General features: G+C 72.1%; 14 protein-coding genes. 8 read left to right on the forward strand and 6 right to left on the reverse strand.

The annotated features are described in order from the left end of the window. Window positions 1-100 precede the first annotated feature (100 nt). On the forward strand, window positions 101-2,089 hold the full coding sequence (locus AB0O53_RS22775; RefSeq protein WP_365197812.1) for an FG-GAP-like repeat-containing protein: 1,989 nt from the start codon (window positions 101-103) through the stop codon (window positions 2,087-2,089). Between the two features lie 120 nt (window positions 2,090-2,209). Here the strand turns inward: AB0O53_RS22775 and AB0O53_RS22780 are convergent, their stop codons facing one another. The 3 genes from AB0O53_RS22780 to AB0O53_RS22790 all read right to left on the reverse strand — a co-directional run bounded on the left by AB0O53_RS22780 (window position 2,210) and on the right by AB0O53_RS22790 (window position 4,236). Continuing rightward, a complete protein-coding gene (locus tag AB0O53_RS22780) occupies window positions 2,210-2,770 on the reverse strand; it encodes a PadR family transcriptional regulator (RefSeq protein WP_365197815.1) in 561 nt (186 codons plus the stop codon). A 161-nt stretch (window positions 2,771-2,931) separates the two neighbouring features. Beyond that, window positions 2,932-3,759 carry a prepilin peptidase gene (locus AB0O53_RS22785; protein ID WP_365197818.1) on the reverse strand — a complete coding sequence of 276 codons (828 nt, stop codon included), beginning with the start codon at window positions 3,757-3,759 and terminating at the stop codon, window positions 2,932-2,934. A 126-nt stretch (window positions 3,760-3,885) separates the two neighbouring features. Further along, complete coding sequence (locus AB0O53_RS22790; protein WP_351001902.1) at window positions 3,886-4,236, reverse strand: type IV pilin protein; 351 nt, start codon at window positions 4,234-4,236, stop codon at window positions 3,886-3,888. A 253-nt stretch (window positions 4,237-4,489) separates the two neighbouring features. On the opposite strand from AB0O53_RS22790, the gene AB0O53_RS22795 reads away from it, so the two are divergent. The 7 genes from AB0O53_RS22795 to AB0O53_RS22825 all read left to right on the forward strand — a co-directional run bounded on the left by AB0O53_RS22795 (window position 4,490) and on the right by AB0O53_RS22825 (window position 15,144). Beyond that, window positions 4,490-6,289, forward strand: a complete 1,800-nt coding sequence (locus AB0O53_RS22795) for a GspE/PulE family protein (protein ID WP_365197821.1) — start codon at window positions 4,490-4,492, stop codon at window positions 6,287-6,289. 88 nt (window positions 6,290-6,377) lie between these two features. After that, window positions 6,378-7,589: a type II secretion system F family protein gene (locus AB0O53_RS22800; RefSeq protein WP_365197824.1), complete on the forward strand. Its 1,212-nt coding sequence runs from the start codon at window positions 6,378-6,380 to the stop codon at window positions 7,587-7,589. Beyond that, entirely contained in the window at window positions 7,586-8,020 is a 435-nt protein-coding gene (locus AB0O53_RS22805) for a DUF7285 family protein (protein ID WP_365197827.1), read from the forward strand. Before AB0O53_RS22800 ends, AB0O53_RS22805 begins: the two co-directional genes overlap by 4 nt. Continuing rightward, complete coding sequence (locus AB0O53_RS22810; RefSeq protein WP_365197830.1) at window positions 8,017-8,541, forward strand: type II secretion system protein; 525 nt, start codon at window positions 8,017-8,019, stop codon at window positions 8,539-8,541. The genes AB0O53_RS22805 and AB0O53_RS22810 overlap by 4 nt, the downstream gene beginning before the upstream one ends. After that, on the forward strand, window positions 8,538-12,410 hold the full coding sequence (locus AB0O53_RS22815) for a hypothetical protein (RefSeq protein WP_365197833.1): 3,873 nt from the start codon (window positions 8,538-8,540) through the stop codon (window positions 12,408-12,410). Before AB0O53_RS22810 ends, AB0O53_RS22815 begins: the two co-directional genes overlap by 4 nt. After that, complete coding sequence (locus AB0O53_RS22820) at window positions 12,407-13,519, forward strand: type IV pilus twitching motility protein PilT (protein ID WP_365197836.1); 1,113 nt, start codon at window positions 12,407-12,409, stop codon at window positions 13,517-13,519. The genes AB0O53_RS22815 and AB0O53_RS22820 overlap by 4 nt, the downstream gene beginning before the upstream one ends. Window positions 13,520-13,668: 149 nt before the next feature. Further along, window positions 13,669-15,144, forward strand: coding sequence for a M1 family metallopeptidase (locus AB0O53_RS22825; RefSeq protein WP_435886668.1), 1,476 nt, complete (start codon window positions 13,669-13,671; stop codon window positions 15,142-15,144). 15 nt (window positions 15,145-15,159) lie between these two features. Here the strand turns inward: AB0O53_RS22825 and AB0O53_RS22830 are convergent, their stop codons facing one another. The 3 genes from AB0O53_RS22830 to AB0O53_RS22840 form a co-directional block, all read right to left on the reverse strand. Beyond that, the gene (locus tag AB0O53_RS22830; protein ID WP_365197842.1) at window positions 15,160-15,852 is read right to left on the reverse strand and encodes an N-acetylmuramoyl-L-alanine amidase; all 693 of its coding nucleotides are present in this window, start codon (window positions 15,850-15,852) and stop codon (window positions 15,160-15,162) included. 299 nt (window positions 15,853-16,151) lie between these two features. Next, window positions 16,152-16,811: a maleylpyruvate isomerase N-terminal domain-containing protein gene (locus tag AB0O53_RS22835; RefSeq protein ID WP_351001884.1), complete on the reverse strand. Its 660-nt coding sequence runs from the start codon at window positions 16,809-16,811 to the stop codon at window positions 16,152-16,154. Between the two features lie 51 nt (window positions 16,812-16,862). Then, the coding region (locus tag AB0O53_RS22840) for a fasciclin domain-containing protein (protein ID WP_365197845.1) at window positions 16,863-17,204 on the reverse strand (342 nt) is incomplete at its 5' end.

The raw sequence follows: 17,204 nt of genomic DNA on the forward strand, positions 1-17,204 counted from the left end.
CGGGCAGGAGCACCGCCCGGCCGACGGTCCCGCCCCGGTCCTCCCCCACTGACCAGCTGCATCGTCCCACTCCCCCAGGCCCTGAGGAGGGTCCTCTCCCATGCACAGATCCCCACGCCGTCAGTTCACTCAGGACGGCGGCCCGGTCGCGGTCACGGGCCGTCGGCGCCGCCGGATTCCGGCGCTCGTCCTCGCGGCGGCGACCGTCATGATGGCCGCCGCCCCGGCCACGGCGACCGGCGCCAACACGACCGGCTTCGCCACCGCGGCGAACCTCGACGACAACGGCCGCGGCAGCACCGCCGTCGCGATCGGCGATCTCGACAACGACGGGACGCCGGACCTCGTGACGGCGATCCGCGCCGAGGGCCTCGGCGTCTTCCTCGGCTCGGGCGGCGGCGGCTTCGGCGCCGTGACCACGTACCCGGCACCGCTCACCGGAACCAGCCTCTTCCTCAACTCGGCCGTGATCCGCGACGTCAACGGCGACGGCCACCAGGACGTCGTCAGCCAGGACGCGCGCGGCAACGTCGCCCTGGTCTGGCTGGGCGACGGCTCCGGCGCTCTGGGCGCCGGAGCGGCGGTGCAGCTCAACCCGACGCCCGGGTGCGACACCACGGGCGACAACCCGTGTGTCGTGCGCCTCCCGGGCGACGTCGCCGTGGGCGACTTCGACGAGGACGGCAAGCCGGACCTCGCGACCTCCAACGCGAACTCGAACAACGTCGCGGTCGTGCTCGGCAACGGCAACGGCACCTTCGGTGCGGCGGCGCAGTTCGGGTTGAACGGCGGCACCGGCCCACAGGGCATCGCGGCCGCCGATCTCAACGGCGACGGCCACCTCGACCTCGTCACGTCGAACGCGTCGGCCGGCACCCTCTCCGTGCTGCCGGGTGACGGAAACGGCGGCTTCGGCACGGCTTCGAACGTCTCGGCCGGTACGACGCTGCCCTCCCGGCTCAGGCTCGCCGACGTCAACGCGGACGGCAAGCAGGACGCCGTCGTCGTGGCGCCCGGCACGCCGGGGCGCCTCGCCGTCCTGCTCGGCGACGGCGCCGGCGGCTTCGGCACCGCGAACCTGCTGTCGGCGGGGTCGAACCTCACCTCCGCCTCCGTGTCCGACGTGAACGGCGACGGCCACGTCGACCTGGTCGCCTCCAGCGCCGGTTCGCACCAGGTCGTCGTGCTCGAGGGCGACGGCACGGGTGCGTTCGGCAGCCCGCTCGCCTTCGGGCTCAACGGCGGAAGCAACCCGCAGGCCGCTGCGGTGGCCGACCTCGACGGCGACGGGCGTCCCGATGTCGTCACGGCCAACAGCAACAGCTCGGCGACGTTCGTCAAGGACGCCTCGGTGCTGCTCAACGCCACGAACCGGACGCCGACGGCCGCGAACGACGCCTACGGCCACGTCGGGGCGGACACCTCCCTCGTGGTCGCCGCTCCGGGCGTTCTCGGCAACGACACCGATCCCGACGGCAACCCGCTGACGGCCTCGCTCGTGACCGGCCCGGCGCACGGCACCCTGACCCTGGGCCCGGACGGCTCGTTCGGCTACCAGCCCGCCGGTGGCTACGTCGGCAGCGACAGCTTCACGTACAAGGCGACCGACGGCACGGTCGACTCGAACGTCGCCACCGTGACGATCAACGTCTCGGCCGGCTGCAACGGTCTGGCCGCCACGATCACCGGCAACGGGATCGTGAACGGCACGAGCGGCGCCGACGTGATCGTGACCGGCAACGGCAACGACGCCGTCAGCGGGAACGGCGGGCACGACACGATCTGCACGTTCGGCGGCAACGACGCCGTGTCGGCCGGCAGCGGCAACGACTACATCGACGGCGGTGACGGCAACGACGCCGTCAGCGGCGGCGACGGCAGCGACGCCGTCCGGGGCGGGGCCGGCAACGACGCGCTCTCCGGCGGCAACGGCAACGACACCGTGGTCGGCGGCGCCGACAGCGACGCCCTCTCCGGCGGCAGCGGCGCGGACGTCTGCGCCGGCGACGCCAACGGCGGTCCGACGCTCCCGGGTACGGACTCGGTCGTGTCCGGCGGCTCCTGCGAAACCGTCGTCGAGGTGCCCTAGGCGACGGGCCGCCCCCGGCGGCCGCCCATGACCCGCTGATGTGCGGGAAGGGCTCGGCGATCGCGATGACGCGGTCGCCGAGCCCTTCCCGGTGCCGCCGTCCGGCACCCGCGCGTGACCTCAGCCGGTCTTGACGGCCCGCTGCGCCGGCTTCTCGACGTCGACGGCGTCGAGAAACCGGCGCGCGGCACGGACGTGTTCCAGCCGCAGGGCGTAGTTCGCGCGGGCGATGTGGTCGCCGGCGGCGAGCTCCTTGACGCGGAGCGACTCCTCGATCTCGTCGATGACGGCCCGCTGGCGCTCGGCCAGGCGGGCCGGGCTGGTACCGCGGCGCTGGAGCAGCAGCAGCTTGCACGTGAGCTCGGCCCGGACGTCGAACAGTTCCGTCACGGGTTCGCTGAGCCACCGGCCGACCGTCGTCTTCGCCGAGCGGGTGGCGGCGTAGATCATGCGCTGCGGTCCCCGATCGCTCTCCTCCGCGCCGACCGGCGTGATCAGTCCGCGCTCCGCAAGCCGCGTGATCGACCGGTAGACCATGGGCCGCGAGACGTACCAGAACTCACCGATTTCCGCGCCCTCAGCGGTGAGCGCTGCGACGGCGAAGCCGTGGCTCGGCCGTTCGGCCACGATGGCGAGCACGATCCACTCGGCCAGCGGCAGATCAAGATCAGGTTCCTTCATGGTAACCAGGGTAAGGATCGCCGGTGGTATTTGCGATGCCGACCGAGCCCCGAGCCAAAAAGGCTGGCGCGGGGACCGGATCCCGGGAGAACACGCGGATCTGCCGTCCGGCGGGCGGTCCCACGAGGCACCCCGTGCCCGGCCCCCCCCGGTGGTGACGGTCAGTCGCGGACCGGCGTGAGCGGCGCACCCGTCGCGTACGGGTCACTCATGCTCTCGTACCAGTGGACGACGGGCGCGCCCACGAGGAGGGCGGCGATGGCGCCGGCGGCGAGGAACAGGCCGAAGGGGAGGCGGGTTCGGCGGGTCGCCCGTCCGGCCGCCATGAGCGCGATACCCACCAGCAACCCGGTGGCGCTGCCGGCCAGCAGCGCGAGGACGAGGTACCACGGACCCAGCCAGCCCAGCCCGGTGCCGAGCAGGCCGGCCAGGCGTACGTCGCCGAATCCGAGCCAGGCCGGCCGCATCCAGTGCAGGGCGAAGAAGACGGCGAATCCGCCCGCTCCGCAGGCCGCGGTCACGCCGAGCCGATGCCACTGGCCGGTGGCCGCCGCGGCCGTGAGCAGAAGGGCGGCGGTGAGGCCGAGAGTGGGGTAGAGCAGCCGGCGCGGGAGCAGGAACCGTTCGGCGTCGCAGGCGGCCAGGGCCAGTAGTCCTGCGGTGAAGACGAGTACGGCCGGCAGGGCTTCCGACCAGCCGAAGCGCAGGGCCTCGGCGGCGAACAGGAGCGCGGTGAGCGCCTCCATGAGGGGGTAGCGCGCGGGGATGGCCACCCGGCAGGCGCGGCAGCGCCGGCCCAGCAGGAGCCAGGACACGACGGGGATGTTGTCCCGGGCCGCGATCGGTGTGGCGCATCGCGGACACGCGGAGCGGGGGCGCACGACCGAGAGGCCGGCCGGCACTCGGGAAACGGCGACGTTGAGGAACGACCCCACCGCGAGCCCCAACAGGCCGAAAATCACAACGAATATGAACGACATGGTCGTCATGCTGCCGTACCGCGCGTACCAGTCAATACCGGTACTTTCACGACGATGGTTCCGGCGACGACCCGGCCGCCGGCAGCGGTTCGCCGGGCGGCACTTCCGATACCGCCCGGCGAGAACGGCCTCGCGTCAGAAGCCGGTACAGGGGTTCGTCTGACCCTCGGGGAAATCCGCGAGGGCGACGGCATAGGTCTTGCCCCCTTCGCCCGGAGTGACCTTGTGCCAGAGGGAAGGGCTGGACAGGAACCCGCCGGTCACCAGCTCACCCATGTCGCCGTACTTCTGCTTGGTGGCGAAGTGCGCCTCTTCCGCGGTCTGGATCGTGACCTTGTCGGTCTTGCACGCCGAGCCCTGGCCCTTGTCGTTGATGCCCCGGACGGAGAAGACGACGATGGCGGACAGGATGCCGAGGATCACGATGACCACGAGAAGCTCGATGAGCGTGAAGCCGGCTTCCGCCGTCTCGTGCCGTGTGCGCATTCGCCGACGCAACGCGCCTTGCAGATAAGTGGACATCTTTCTCCATCTACGGCCACCGGTCCAACAGGACCGAGTGCTAGTAACAGTCTGATTAATCAGCGGCAGACTACTGATCGGGCGATGGGTCCACAAGGGGCGACCCAGGGGCGAGCACCCACCCCTGGAGCACGGAAAGCCGCGACGGCGTTCTGTAGTATCTTGCTGACTAATCAATGACTGACAGTGCTGCGAATGTGCGTAAGGGGTGGGTTCCTTGGCGAGTCATCGACTTCTCCGGCGCCGCGCGGCGACGACGGACCCGGTGGGCGAGGACGGCACCCCGCCCGGTGCGGCGGCGGGCGAGGAGCCGTCCACGGCGGAGCCCTCGCCCGCGGGATACGAGGGGCCGCGCATCGGGGAACTGCTGGTGCAGCGTGGTCTGCTCACCCCGGCGCAGGTCGACGAGGCGCTCCTGCAGCAGTCGGCCTCGGGCAAGCGCCTCGGCACCCTGCTGGTCGAGCTCGGCATGGTCGACGAACGGTCGCTGGTCGAGGCGCTGTCGGTTCGACTCGGCGTGCCGGTCGCCGACCTGCGCCAGAGCGAACCCGATCCCGAGGCGGCCGCCCGGGTGCCGGAGGCACTGGCCCGCTCGCTCGGGGTCGTCGCGGTACGGCGGACCGGGGACACGCTGCTGATCGCCGCGGGCGACCCGGGAGACCCGCGCGTGCTCGACGAGGTCGGCCGTGCCGTCGCGCCGGATCGGGTGCGGCTGGCGATCGCGGTTCCCGCCGACATCCGGCGCTCGATCGACAGCGCCTACCGGGCGTTGACCGGGGTCGGCAGCCTCGTCGAGGCCTTCGAGGCGACCGAGGCCGGCCGGGGCGCCGCCTCCGGGGCCAGGGTGGTGAGCGAGGACGCCCCGGTCGTGCACCTGGTCAACCTCATGCTGACCCAGGGCCTGCGCGACCGGGCCTCGGACATCCACATCGAACCGCACGGCGACCGGGTCCGGGTCCGGTACCGCATCGACGGCGCGCTGCACGACGTACTGAGCCTGCCGGAGAACATGGGCCCGTCCGTGGTCAGCCGGATCAAGATCATGGCCAATATGAACATCGTCGACCGGCGGCGGCCGCAGGACGGGCAGATCGCCACCGAGATCGACGGCCGGTCGGTCGACATCCGGGTCGCGACCACCCCCACCATCTGGGGCGAGAAGACGGTCCTGCGGCTGCTCGACAGCAACCGCACCCTGTTGCGGCTGGCCGAGCTGGGCATGCCCACCGCGACCTACGAACGGTTCTCGTCCCTGCTGCGCTCCCCCTACGGCATGGTCGCCTGCGGCGGACCGACCGGCAGCGGCAAGACGACCACCCTGTACGCCACGCTCGGTGAGCTCAACCAGAGCGAGCGCAACATCACCACCATCGAGGACCCGGTGGAGTACGTGGTCCCGTCGGTCAACCAGATCCAGATCAACGAGCAGGCGGGCGTGACGTTCGCGACCGGACTGCGCTCGATCCTGCGGCAGGACCCCGACGTGATCCTGGTCGGCGAGATCCGGGACGGCGAGACGGCGCGGATCGCGGTCGAGTCCGCTCTCACCGGCCACTTCGTCCTGTCGTCCATCCACGCCGCCGACGCCTGCTCCGCGCTGCACCGGTTCACCGACATGGGCATCGAGCCGTTCCTGATCACCTCCACGGTCGCCGGAGTGGTCAGCCAGCGGCTGGTCCGGCGGATCTGCGACCAATGCCGCGAGCCCTACCGGCCGGGCGTGGACGAACTGGCCTTCTTCACGAAGGCCGGCGGGTCGGCCGACATCGAATTCTGGCAGGGCCGGGGCTGCACCTTCTGCTCCCGGACCGGCTACCAGGAGCGGATCGGCGTCTTCGAACTGCTCGTGATGAGCGACACGGTCAAGCGGCTGCTCGTCGAGAAGGCACCGATCAGCAGCCTGCGCAGGACCGCGCGCGAGCAGCACATGGACAGCCTCCTGGACGGAGGCGTCCGGCTGGTGGAAGAGGGGGTCACGACCATCGCCGAAATCATGTCCAGCGTGTACGTGGCCTAGGCCGTCTCGCGCCCGGGCGACTGCGCCTGATGCCCCCCGAACACCGACCACGTGAACCTCTGACACCTGAAACCAGGAGCGCATCGGCATGGCCACCTTCAAGTACGTCGCGGTCGGCGCGGACGGGAAACGGGCCACCGGCGAGCTCACGGGCTCCAGCGTCGAGGGGGTGACCGACAGCCTGACCCGGCAGGGCTACGACGTGCGGTCGGTCACGATCGCGGGCCGCAACCTGCTGCAGCTCGAACTCACCGCGGCCAAGGTCGATCTGGTCGAACTGAGCAACTTCTCCCGCCAGATGGCCGCCTTCATCAGGGCGGGAGTGCCCATTCTGGACGCCCTGGAGATCATCCGCGCCGAGACCAAGGACAAGAAGCTGGCGAGGCTGCTCGTCGACGTCATGGACTCGCTGCGCTTCGGCGAGAGCTTCGCCGGCGCGATGGCCGTCCACACCAGGGCGCTCCCGCCCTTCTACGTCGCCGTCCTGCGCTCGGCCGAAGCCACCGGTGAACTCGACGTGGTGATGGCCCAGTTGGGCCGCTACATCGAACGCGACGTCGAGGGCCGGCGCACCATCCGCTCCGCCCTGACCTATCCGAGCCTGGTGATGGCCCTGGCCGTCGCCGTCATCCTCGTCCTCGTCATCTTCGTGCTGCCCCGTTTCCAGCTGTTCTTCGAGTCCTTCAACGCGGAACTGCCGCTGCCGACCCGGATCCTGCTGGGCTTCACCGACTTCGTCACGGTCTGGTACCCGGTCGTCATCGGCGTGCTCGTCGCACTCGTCGCGGCGGTGATCGCCGCCCTGCGGACCGAGCGGGGACGCAGGCTGCGCGACCGGTTCCTGCTCGTGCTGCCAGTGGTCGGCGATGTGGTGCGCTACATGGTCATCGAACGCTTCTGCCGCATCCTGACCTCGATGATCAAGGCCGGCGTGCCGATCCCGGAGGCGCTCGGCCTGGCCGCCTCGGGCACCGACAACCTGGTGTACGAACGGTCCATAGGGAAGGCCCGGGTGGAGATGCTGGAAGGCGGCGGCATCTCCGGGCCGATCGCCCGCACCGGGCTGTTCCCCGGGGCGGTCACCCAGATGATGCGCGTGGGAGAAGAGACCGGCACCCTCGACGACCAGCTCGGACACGTGTCGGAGTTCTACGAGAAGGAACTGCAGCACAAACTCAAGCGGCTGACCAGCCTGTTCGAGCCGGCCATCGTGATCATGGTCGGGGTCGTCGTCGGGTTCGTGGCCGTCGCCCTGCTCTCGGCGATCTACGGCGTCTACAACCAGGTCGAAGTCCAGTGACCGGCCCGGCGCGCCGCCCGCGGCGCCCCCGCGGTGAGGAGGGCGAGACCCTGGTCGAGGTGCTCGTCGCCCTGGTGCTCATGGGCATCGCCTTCGCGGCCGTCTTCGGGGGCATCGGCACCGCGATCATCAGCTCGGACCGGCAGCAGAAGGTGACCACCGCCGACTCGGTCGTCCGCAGCGCCGCCGAGAAGGTCGTCAGCGCCCCGTACGCGTCCTGCGCCCGTGGTTACGGAACTCCGACGCCGCCGGAGGGCTACACCCTGACCGTCGAGGTCGAGTACTGGGACGGGGTGGGCGCGTTCGGCCCGGCCTGCCCGACGGCCGACACCGGAGTGCAGAAGGTAACGCTCACCGTGCACACGGCGGGCCCGCACCCCGTCGGGGACGCGACCCTCGAAGTGGTCAAGCGGGAGTCGATGCCGTCATGACGACCCGACGGACCACCGGACGACCTGAGTCGGGGTTCACCCTGACCGAGCTGCTGGTCACGATCGTCATCCTGGGCATCATCGGGCTCCTGCTGCCCCGGGCGATCGTCCTCGGGCTGCGGTTCACCGCGAGCACCGAGCAGCGGGTGGCCGCCACCACCGCGGTCGGCGCGCTGGGCCGCTACTTCTACGGTGACGTACGCAGCGCGGACGGCGTCACGACCGACCCCGCCTGCGGGATCGCCGACGTGATCGTCCACCTGAGCCGGCCCGGCGCCGACGTCGTCTACACCTACGACCGGCCGGCCGGCGCCCTCCGGCGGGTGACGTGCACCGACGCGGGTGTCGTCACCACCGTGCTGGGCCGGTTCGGCCCCGCCGCACCGGCCCGTCCGGTGACTTTGAGCTGCGGTGCCGAGACCTCGTGCACCTCGCCCATGGAGGTAACACTGACCGTGCAGAGCGATCCCGCCGTGCCCCCGACGGTGCTCACCGCCGTCCGACGATCGAGCTCGTCATGACCGGCCGCCAGAATCCGCGCCGCCGCCCCCACCCGCGCCGCCGGCGCGACGACGAACAGGGCGCGACGCTGGTCCTCGCGCTGGCCTTCATCGTCGTCTTCAGCCTGGTCACCGTGTCGGTCCTGTCCTTCGCCGCCACAGGTCTGAAAACCGCGGGCGCCTACGTCGACCAGGGCAAACGGGACTACAGCGCGGACGGTGCCACACAGCTCGCGATCGAGAACTTCGCGCGGGGCAACCCGTGCGCCGACTACACCGCCCCGCCGATCAACGGCCGACAGATGATCGTCCACTGCGACCCCCTCAACGCGTCCGCGGCGGCCACGCGCGCGACGCAGCCCCAGGACGCGCTGCGCAGCCTGGGCACGGCGGACGGGGACGGCATCCACGTGACCACGCCCGGACTGCGCGTGCAGGGCAGCGTGTTCTCCCGCTCGGACATCACCACCGGCGCCGGTGCCTCGATGGTCGTGTCGGGCGACGTGTCCGCCGTCGGCAACTGCTCCGGCGCCGTGTCACAGGTCCGGCTGGCCCCGACCCAGGCGCCGTACGTGCGCTCCTGCGCCGACGACACCCCGCCGGCCCCCGCCGACGAGGCCGTGGGCGCCGACCCGGACCACACCCCGCCGGCGACGGCCGTCCCGGTCCGGCGGACGGTGCCCGCGTGCCCCGGCCCGGGCAGCGGCCCCGGCTCCTGGCTGGTGGCGTTGCGGCCCGGCCACTACGACGACGCCCGCGCCCTCACCCGCCTCACCGGCGGAGCGTGCCCGGGCATCGTGGTGTGGCTGCAACCGGGCGTCCACTACTTCGACTTCACCTTCACCGGCCCCGACGCGGTCTGGACCGTGGACGACCCCACGGTCGACGTGGTCGGCGGCACGCCGGCGGGCTGGGACCCCGCAGCGCCCACCCGCCCGAAGGTCCCCGACCCCGGGGGGTGCGACACCACGCGGCCCGAAGGCGTCGAGGTCATGATGGGCGGTGGCAGCCGGTTCCAGGTCGACCGCGGACACGTGGAACTGTGTGCCCCGGTGGTCCCGGACGCGCAGCAGGTGGCGGTGTACGGGGTGCAGCCTCCCAAGCCGTCACACACGCTGAAGCCGACCGCGGTGGTAACGAACACCGGCTTCGCCGACCCGGGCCATGCCCTGACCGGCGGCGAACGGCCGACCCTGCCGGGGTGTGCGCAGCCGGCGGGCACCGCGAGCTGCACGGCCGACGCCGTCCTCGACCCGGTGAAACGCTCGTCGGCCTCGATCCGGCTCGCCGGCTTCACCCCGCAGGTGCCGCCCGGCTCGGTCATCACGAGCGCCTCCCTGCACGTCAGGCACGAGGAGGACGGCGACCTGACCGCTCCCGGCGCGGTGCAGGTCACCACCACCGTCGGCGGAGTCACCTGCCGCACCGACGACCTGCCCCGGAACACGAAGCTCGCCACGGATCCCCCGATCGACCTGCTGGCCGCGTGCGGGCTCGGCGACCCGGCCCGGTTCAGCGGCCTGGCCGTCACCCACACCGCCACCCTGGACAGCGGCGGCAGCGGCGCCACGGAACGCCTGGACGGCATCTGGCTGGAGGTCGCCTACCGCACACCGGTCACGTTCAAGCCGACCGCCGTGAGCGCCTCGACCGGGTTCACCGCCACCGGCACCGCGCCCGACAACGCCCTGGAGATCGGCGAACAGCCCACGCCGTCGGTGGCCGGCGCCGCTCTGACCGAGGCGGCCCCCGCCGCGTCGATCACCCTCGCCGGATTCGGCCGGCCGCCCTTGCCGGCGGGGTCGACGGTCCACTCCGCCGTGCTGCGGGTGGCGCATCAGGAGACCGGTGACGCGGCGGCGCCCAGCCTCGGGGTCACCCCCGCGGGCGGCGGCGGCCGGTGCACCCGTCTGCCGCTCACCACCCGGGCCGCCCTCGGTGAGGACCGGATCGACCTGAAGGCGTGCGGGATCACCGACCCCGCACAGTTGACCGGCCTGACCGCGACCTACACCGCCGGAATGAAGGCCGGCGGCACCGCGGGCGCGGACTCCCTCGACGGCATGTGGCTCGAAGTCGTGTACGACCCGCCCGCGCCCCGGCCGGCGACGAACGCCTCGTCGACGACGTTCGTCCGCGCCGCCGACGCCCGGGCGATCGACGGCACCGACACGGCTCGGGCCACGCTCGACCCGGTCACGACGCCGACCGCCGGCATCAGCCTCGGCGGCTACGACTCCCCTGCGGTGCCGGCCGGCTCGGTCCTGGACGGGGTCCTGCTGCACGTCGCGCACCGCGGCGATCCGGGGGCCTCCGGGGGGCCTCCGCCGTCGGCCGAAGTGACCCTGGCCGGCCCCGGCCTGCCCCGCTCCTGCACCACCCCGCACAAGCTCACCGCGCACCAGGGCGCCCTGGGCACCGACACCCTGGACCTGGTGGCCGCCTGCGGGCTGACCGACCCCGCACAGCTGACCGGCCTGGTCGTGACCTACACCGCCGCCCTCGGCGCCGGCAGCACCGCCGCCACCGCCCAGCTCGACGGCGTCAGCCTGGAACTGGCCCACCGTCCTCCGGTCACGGTTCGGCCCACCCAGGCCGCCGGCACCGCCACCCCCGCGGCCGCGGCGTTCCTCGACCCGCAGAACGCGCAGGCGATCGACACCGCCACCGCGTCCGCGAGGCTGTCCACGGCCACCCCGTCCGCGTCGATCCGGCTCGGTGCCTTCGCGATGCCGCCCCTGCCGGCGGGAGCGGTGATCGACAAGGTCCTGCTGCGCGTGGCGCACCAGGAGACGGGCGCCGCGGCGCCGCCCTCCCCGACCGGTCCCCCCGCGGCGCAGCCACCCACGGCCGCCCTGACCGTCTCCGGCACCGGTACCGCCTGCGACGCGCAGCACGCCCTGACCACGCGTGACGGGGCACTCGGTGTCGACGTGGTCGACCTCGGCGTCTGCGGGGTCACGAACGGCGGCCAGTTGTCCGGGCTGGCCGTCGACCATGCGGTGAGGCTGGGGGCGGGCGGTACCGACGCCGCCGCAGAGCTCGACGGCGTCGAACTCGACATCGTCTTCCGGGCCCCGTCCATCAGGGCCCTGACCGGCTGCCTCACCACCGGCAGCCGTTGCCCGGTGCTGAAGTCGACCGACGACGCCGACACCGCCACCCGGCACAGCCGGCTGCTGGTCAACGGCACCGTCTACGCGCCGACCGCTGCCGTCGACCTGTCGATGAGCCAGGTCGGCTCGCAGGTCGTCACCCGCGGCATCATCGCCCGGACGATCGCTCTCGGCATCGGCCCGGCCGCCGGACACCTGCGCCCGGTGATCGGAATCCCACCGGAGCCGGTGCTGTTCACGACCTATCCGGCCGTGTTCGGGAAGCCGGCGTCGGTCACCGCGAACACGGGGTTCACACCCCCCGCTCCCGGCGCGCCCGTCGACGTCACGGACGCCACCGTCCCCGGCGGCGGCCGGGCGTCCCTCACGCTCGGCGGCTACGCCCCGCCGGCACCGGCCGACGCGACCGGGCCGCTCGACCGCGTCGTCCTGCAGGTGGCGCACCACGAGGACGGCGACGTGGGGTCCGTGAAGCTGTCGGTGGACTTCCCCGGGAGCACCTGTACCAGCGTCGACGGGGCACTGGAGGTGCCGGTCCGTCCCGGCGCGGGCGGTCCGGTGACCGACCGGTTCGACCTGGCACCGTGCGGCCTGACCCGGGCCTCCCAACTGGCCGGGCTGACCGTGACCCACACCGTCACCGCCGGGGGCGGCGGGGCGACCGCACACCTCGGCGGCACCCGGATCGACCTGCTGTCCGGGCCGCTCGTCCGGGCCGCCGTGTCCTTCGACGGCCACACCGGCACCGTCAAGCAGTGGACGGTCCTGCCATGAGCGAGCACACCACCTTGGAGACCACCATGACCGGGCCGAGTTCTGCGACCATCGACCAGCTGCTCGGTGAGCTGTGGGCGCGGGGCGGCAGCGACCTGCTGCTCACCACGGGCTCGGCGCCGTTCCTCCGCGTCGACGGCACCCTGCGACCGGTCCGGGGGCCCGCGCTGACCGAGCAGGACGTCGATCGCCTGGTGACCGGGGTCCTGGGCGGGGAACTCACGGAACGCTTCCGCCGGGAGAAGCAGGTCGATTTCGCGTTCAGTTGGGGAGAGAAGGCCCGGCTGCGCGGGAACGCCTTCGTGCAGCGCGGCGCGTCGGCGCTGGCACTGCGGATCATCCCGTTCGACGTGCCGTCGGCCGAGCAGCTCGGGCTCCCCCCGGTCGCCGTCGGGTGGGCGGCCAAGCCGCGCGGGTTCGTACTGGTCACCGGCCCGACCGGGGCGGGGAAGTCGACGTCTCTGGCGGCGCTCGTCGACCACGTCAACACGCACCGGTCGGTGCACATCCTCACCATCGAGGACCCGATCGAATACCTGCACGGGCACAAGCGTTCGGCGGTCAACCAGCGCGAGGTCGGCACCGACACCGACTCGTTCCCCGCCGCGCTGCGTTCGGCGCTGCGCGAGGATCCCGACGTCCTGCTCCTCGGCGAGATGCGCGACCCGGAGAGCATGGCCGCGGCCCTGACCATCGCCGAGACCGGGCACCTCGTGTTCGCCACCCTCCACACCAACGACACGTCGCAGACCCTGGACCGCATCGTCGACGCGTTCCCGGCGGAGCAGCAGCCACAGATCCGGCTGCAGCTGGCGCACACGCTGGTCGGCGTCCTCAACCAGACGCTCGTCCCCCGGATCGGCGGGGGCCGGGTGGCCGCCTTCGAGGTGCTGGTGGCCACGTCGGCGATCCGCAACCTGATCCGTGAGGGGAAGACCCGCCAGATCCGGAACATGATCTCGACCGGCCACCGCGACGGCATGCAGACCCTCGAGGCGGGCCTGGACGCGCTCGTCGCGTCGGGCACCGTCGCCTACGAGGAGGCCGTGCTGCACACGGCCCACCCGGAGGAGATCAGGCGGCCCCACGTCCCGGTCGGCCGCACCTGACGCCCGGCGGACCGCGTCCCGCCGGGTCGGACGCCGGCTTGCGCGCCGTCCGGCCGGCCCTCGGCTCCTGGGCCTCGCGGTACCCGCCGTGCCCGCCGGAGGGGCCACGGGCACGGCGTGGCGAGGTCGGGGCGCCCGGGGCCTGGGTCATGATCGGCTGCGTGAAGACTTCCGGACGTCTGGCCGCCTGCGCGGTCGCGGGCCTGCTCGCCGCCCTCCCCGCGTGCTCGGCGTCCGAGGGGCGCGGCGGCGCCGGCGCGGGTGCGCGTACGGGCGCGGACACCGCCGGGACGCGGGCACCCGCCGCGGTGTTCCGGGGCGGACACCCCGGCGCCGCGGGCGCCCGTGACCCGTACTTCCCGGAACTCGGCAACGGGGGCTACGACGTCTCCCACTACGCCCTGACCCTGGCCTACGACCCCGGCAGCGGCCACCTCAAGGGCACTGCCGAGATCACCGCGAAGGCCACTGCCGACCTCAGCTCCTTCAACCTCGACCTCCTCGGCCTGGAGGTGCGCAGCGCCACGGTCGACGGCCGTACGGCACAGGTTCGCCAGGACGGGCAGGAGCTGACCCTGCGGCCGCCCGCCCACCTGCGCAAGGGCGCCTCCTTCCGCAGCGTCGTGCACTACGAGGGGAAGCCCGAGTCGATCACCCACGACCACGGCTGGCGCGAGGGCTGGTTGAGGACGGACAACGGAGCGGTCGCGTTCGGTGAGCCGACGGGCTCGATGTCCTGGTTCCCGGGCAACCACCACCCGTCGGACAAGGCCTCGTACGACATCACCGTCACGGTCCCCAAGGAGGTGCAGGCGATCTCCAACGGAGTGCTCCGCGCCCGGCGCACCAGCGGTGACCGCGCCACCTTCCACTGGCACCAGGCCGAGCCCATGGCGAGCCACGTGGCGACCGTGGCCATCGGCAGCTACGACATCAAGACCTCCCGGACCCGGTCGGGCATCCCCGTCGTGTCGGCGATGGACACGACCGCCGGCGTGGACGAGGACGGAGCGGTCCTCGGCCGGTTCCCCGAGATCATGGAGTGGGCCGAGGGGAGGTTCGGCCCCTACCCCTTCGCCTCCGCCGGGGTGATCGTCGATCGGGCGGCCGATGTGCCCTACGCCCTGGAGACGCAGACCAGGGCGACCATTCCGGCCGCCGCCTTCCACACCACCAACGTGGTGCACGAACTCGCCCATCAGTGGTTCGGCAACTCCGTCACCCCGCGGACCTGGCGGGACATGTGGCTCAACGAGGGCTTCGCGACCTACGCGGAGTGGTTGTGGACCGAGGACCACGGCGGGGCGAGCGCCCAGGACCACTTCGACCGCAACCACGCCAAGGCCGCGGACGACGACGAGTGGGACTTCCCGCCCGCGGAGCCGCCGACCGCCTCGGACATCTCCCGCCAGCCGGTGTACGTGCGCGGCGCGATGGTGATCCACAAGATCCGCCAGGCCGTCGGGGACGAGGACTTCCGCGCCCTGGTGCGGGGCTGGCCCCTGAGCCGCCGGCACGGCCACGCCTCCACCGAGGACTTCACCGCGTACGTGGAGGCCAGGGCGGGCCGGGACCTCGACACGATCTGGGACGCGTGGCTCTACGGCGACGGCAAGCCCGCGTGACGGGCCGACGCGCGGTCAGGCCCTGATGCGCCGGCGCGCGGTCTCGACGAGGTTCATGTACTTGTCCCAGTCCCACACGGTGCCGGGGTCGTCGTGAGTGGACAGCGGAACCTCGACGTGGCCGAGGATGTGGTCCCGGTCGACCGGCACCTCGTACTTCGCGCAGATCGTGGCCGTGAGCACGGCGGACGTCTCGTACATCTTGTCGGTGTAGACCGGCTGATCGGTCCAGCCCTCGTGTTCGATGCCGATGCTGCGGTAGTTGTACCAGACGCTGCCGGAGTGCCAGGCCACGTCCCGCTCGCGCACGCATTGGGCGATCCGCGTGCCGCTCGCGCTGATCATGTAGTGCGCGGACACCCGCTCGGCGGCGTCCTTGAACTTGGAGAACATGACCGGCAAAATGTCGGTTGTCAGATGAATGACGACGTATTCGATGGGATACGCCTCGGGGCGGTCGGAGACCGTGTAGTTGGACTCGGACGCCTCGACCCAGACGGCGGGGGCGTAGTCCACCGAGGAGTCCTTTCGCGGTGTCGCCGGCGGACCCGCGGCGACGGCGGCCTTGCCGCCGGGGCTCGGCAGCGCGGGTTTCGCCTGCTCGTCAGGTCTCAGCAGCTGTGGCAGTCCGGCAGCGGCCAGTGCCGTGCCCGCCGCGCCGGCAGCACCCCACAACAGCCGTCGACGGCTCAGCGGGCTGTCTTCCATGGCCACTCCTCATGAGGTCGAGCAGGCAGGCAGAAGGACGACGCGCCGCGGATCCCCGCATCACGATGCGCAGGCGGCACGTCCCGTAATCTGATGCTTCACCAGTGCCCGCACCCCGGCAAGCCGGTCCTCCACCACTCGGCGCACCCGCTACGCCACATGCTTGGCGCGCACGCGTTCGGGCTCGTCGACCCGGCCGGATGCAAACCCGCAGGTGGGTGAGGTGGCGTGGATACACGCGAGGCGCCGCAGAGCCGTCACCCGCCGGACGGGACTCCCGCTCACGGCACGGCCGCGGGTCAGGCGAGGAAGAGCGGGAACCCCACTGCCGCGTCGCGCAGTTCGGCGCACTGGGCGTCGGTGGGCGCGCTGCGGCCCGTGCCGACCAGGAGCGCGTCCCGGTCGGTGAACGAGGCGGGGAAGGCCGCCCCGGCGATCCGCTCCAGCAGGGCGCGGGAGCGGGCCATGGCCTCCGCGGGCGGCCTGGTCCGCGCATGCGGCAGGTGGGCGATCAGGTCGAGGTGGTGCAGCGTCCACTCCAGGACGTACGCGCCGAGGTAGTCGGCCACGGTCAGGACCTCGTCGCGGGTGCCCACCCGGGCCTGCGGATCGGCGAGTTCGGCAGCGCGGCCGGCGGCGGAGCCGATGTCGTCGAGGTGGAACCGGAGCAGGTGCGGGTCCCCGTACGCGGCGGCCAGCCGGACGGTGAGGGCGTCGAGCGGGTCCTCCCCGGTCGGGGGCCGCTCCTCCACGTGCCAGTAGGTCACCGCGTCGACCGTGGGCTCCGTCGCGGCGGGGGTGGCGAGGGTGATCAGGACGTCCTGGGCATCGATGACGAGGTGGCACACGAGGTCCCGTACGAGCCAGCCGGCGCAGCCCGACGGGCGCGCGAAGTCCGGGTCCGGGATCTCGGCGACCGCCGTGCGCAACGCCGTCCAGGATCGGGTGAAGAGGTCCACACCCGCACCGTAGCGCGGCGCCTCCGGTTTCGGGGGCGCCGCTCGCACGGGCTACTTGGGCATCAGGACGGTGTCGACGATGTAGACGTTGGCGTTGGCGGTCTTCACGTTGCCGCAGACCACGTTCGAGGTGCCGTTGACCTTGTAGGCCTCACCCGAGCCCATGGTAGTGACCATGCCCTTCTGCAAGGTCTCGAAGGAGCCGTTCTCCAACTGCTTCGGGGCGAGCCTCTGACCGACGACGTGGTAGGTGAGGATCTTGGTCAGCTGCTCCTTGTCGGCCAGGACCTTGTCCAGGTCGGCCTTCGGAATCTTCGCGAAGGCGTCGTTCGTCGGAGCGAAGACCGTGATGTCCTTCGCGTTGTTGAGGGTGTCGACAAGACCCGCCTGCTT

Origin of the sequence: Streptomyces erythrochromogenes (assembly GCF_040684695.1) — a bacterium.
Lineage (GTDB): Bacteria > Actinomycetota > Actinomycetes > Streptomycetales > Streptomycetaceae > Streptomyces > Streptomyces erythrochromogenes_C.

What these genes read in the sequence shown, in the direction of transcription:
- AB0O53_RS22775 (WP_365197812.1), top strand. Translation starts at nt 101, where the DNA reads ATGCACAGATCCCCACGCCGTCAGTTCACTCAGGACGGCGGCCCGGTC.
- AB0O53_RS22780 (WP_365197815.1), bottom strand. Translation starts at nt 2,770, where the DNA reads ATGAAGGAACCTGATCTTGATCTGCCGCTGGCCGAGTGGATCGTGCTC.
- AB0O53_RS22785 (WP_365197818.1), bottom strand. Translation starts at nt 3,759, where the DNA reads ATGACGACCATGTCGTTCATATTCGTTGTGATTTTCGGCCTGTTGGGG.
- AB0O53_RS22790 (WP_351001902.1), bottom strand. Translation starts at nt 4,236, where the DNA reads ATGCGCACACGGCACGAGACGGCGGAAGCCGGCTTCACGCTCATCGAG.
- AB0O53_RS22800 (WP_365197824.1), top strand. Translation starts at nt 6,378, where the DNA reads ATGGCCACCTTCAAGTACGTCGCGGTCGGCGCGGACGGGAAACGGGCC.
- AB0O53_RS22810 (WP_365197830.1), top strand. Translation starts at nt 8,017, where the DNA reads ATGACGACCCGACGGACCACCGGACGACCTGAGTCGGGGTTCACCCTG.
- AB0O53_RS22815 (WP_365197833.1), top strand. Translation starts at nt 8,538, where the DNA reads ATGACCGGCCGCCAGAATCCGCGCCGCCGCCCCCACCCGCGCCGCCGG.
- AB0O53_RS22820 (WP_365197836.1), top strand. Translation starts at nt 12,407, where the DNA reads ATGAGCGAGCACACCACCTTGGAGACCACCATGACCGGGCCGAGTTCT.
- AB0O53_RS22825 (WP_435886668.1), top strand. Translation starts at nt 13,669, where the DNA reads ATGATCGGCTGCGTGAAGACTTCCGGACGTCTGGCCGCCTGCGCGGTC.
- AB0O53_RS22830 (WP_365197842.1), bottom strand. Translation starts at nt 15,852, where the DNA reads ATGGAAGACAGCCCGCTGAGCCGTCGACGGCTGTTGTGGGGTGCTGCC.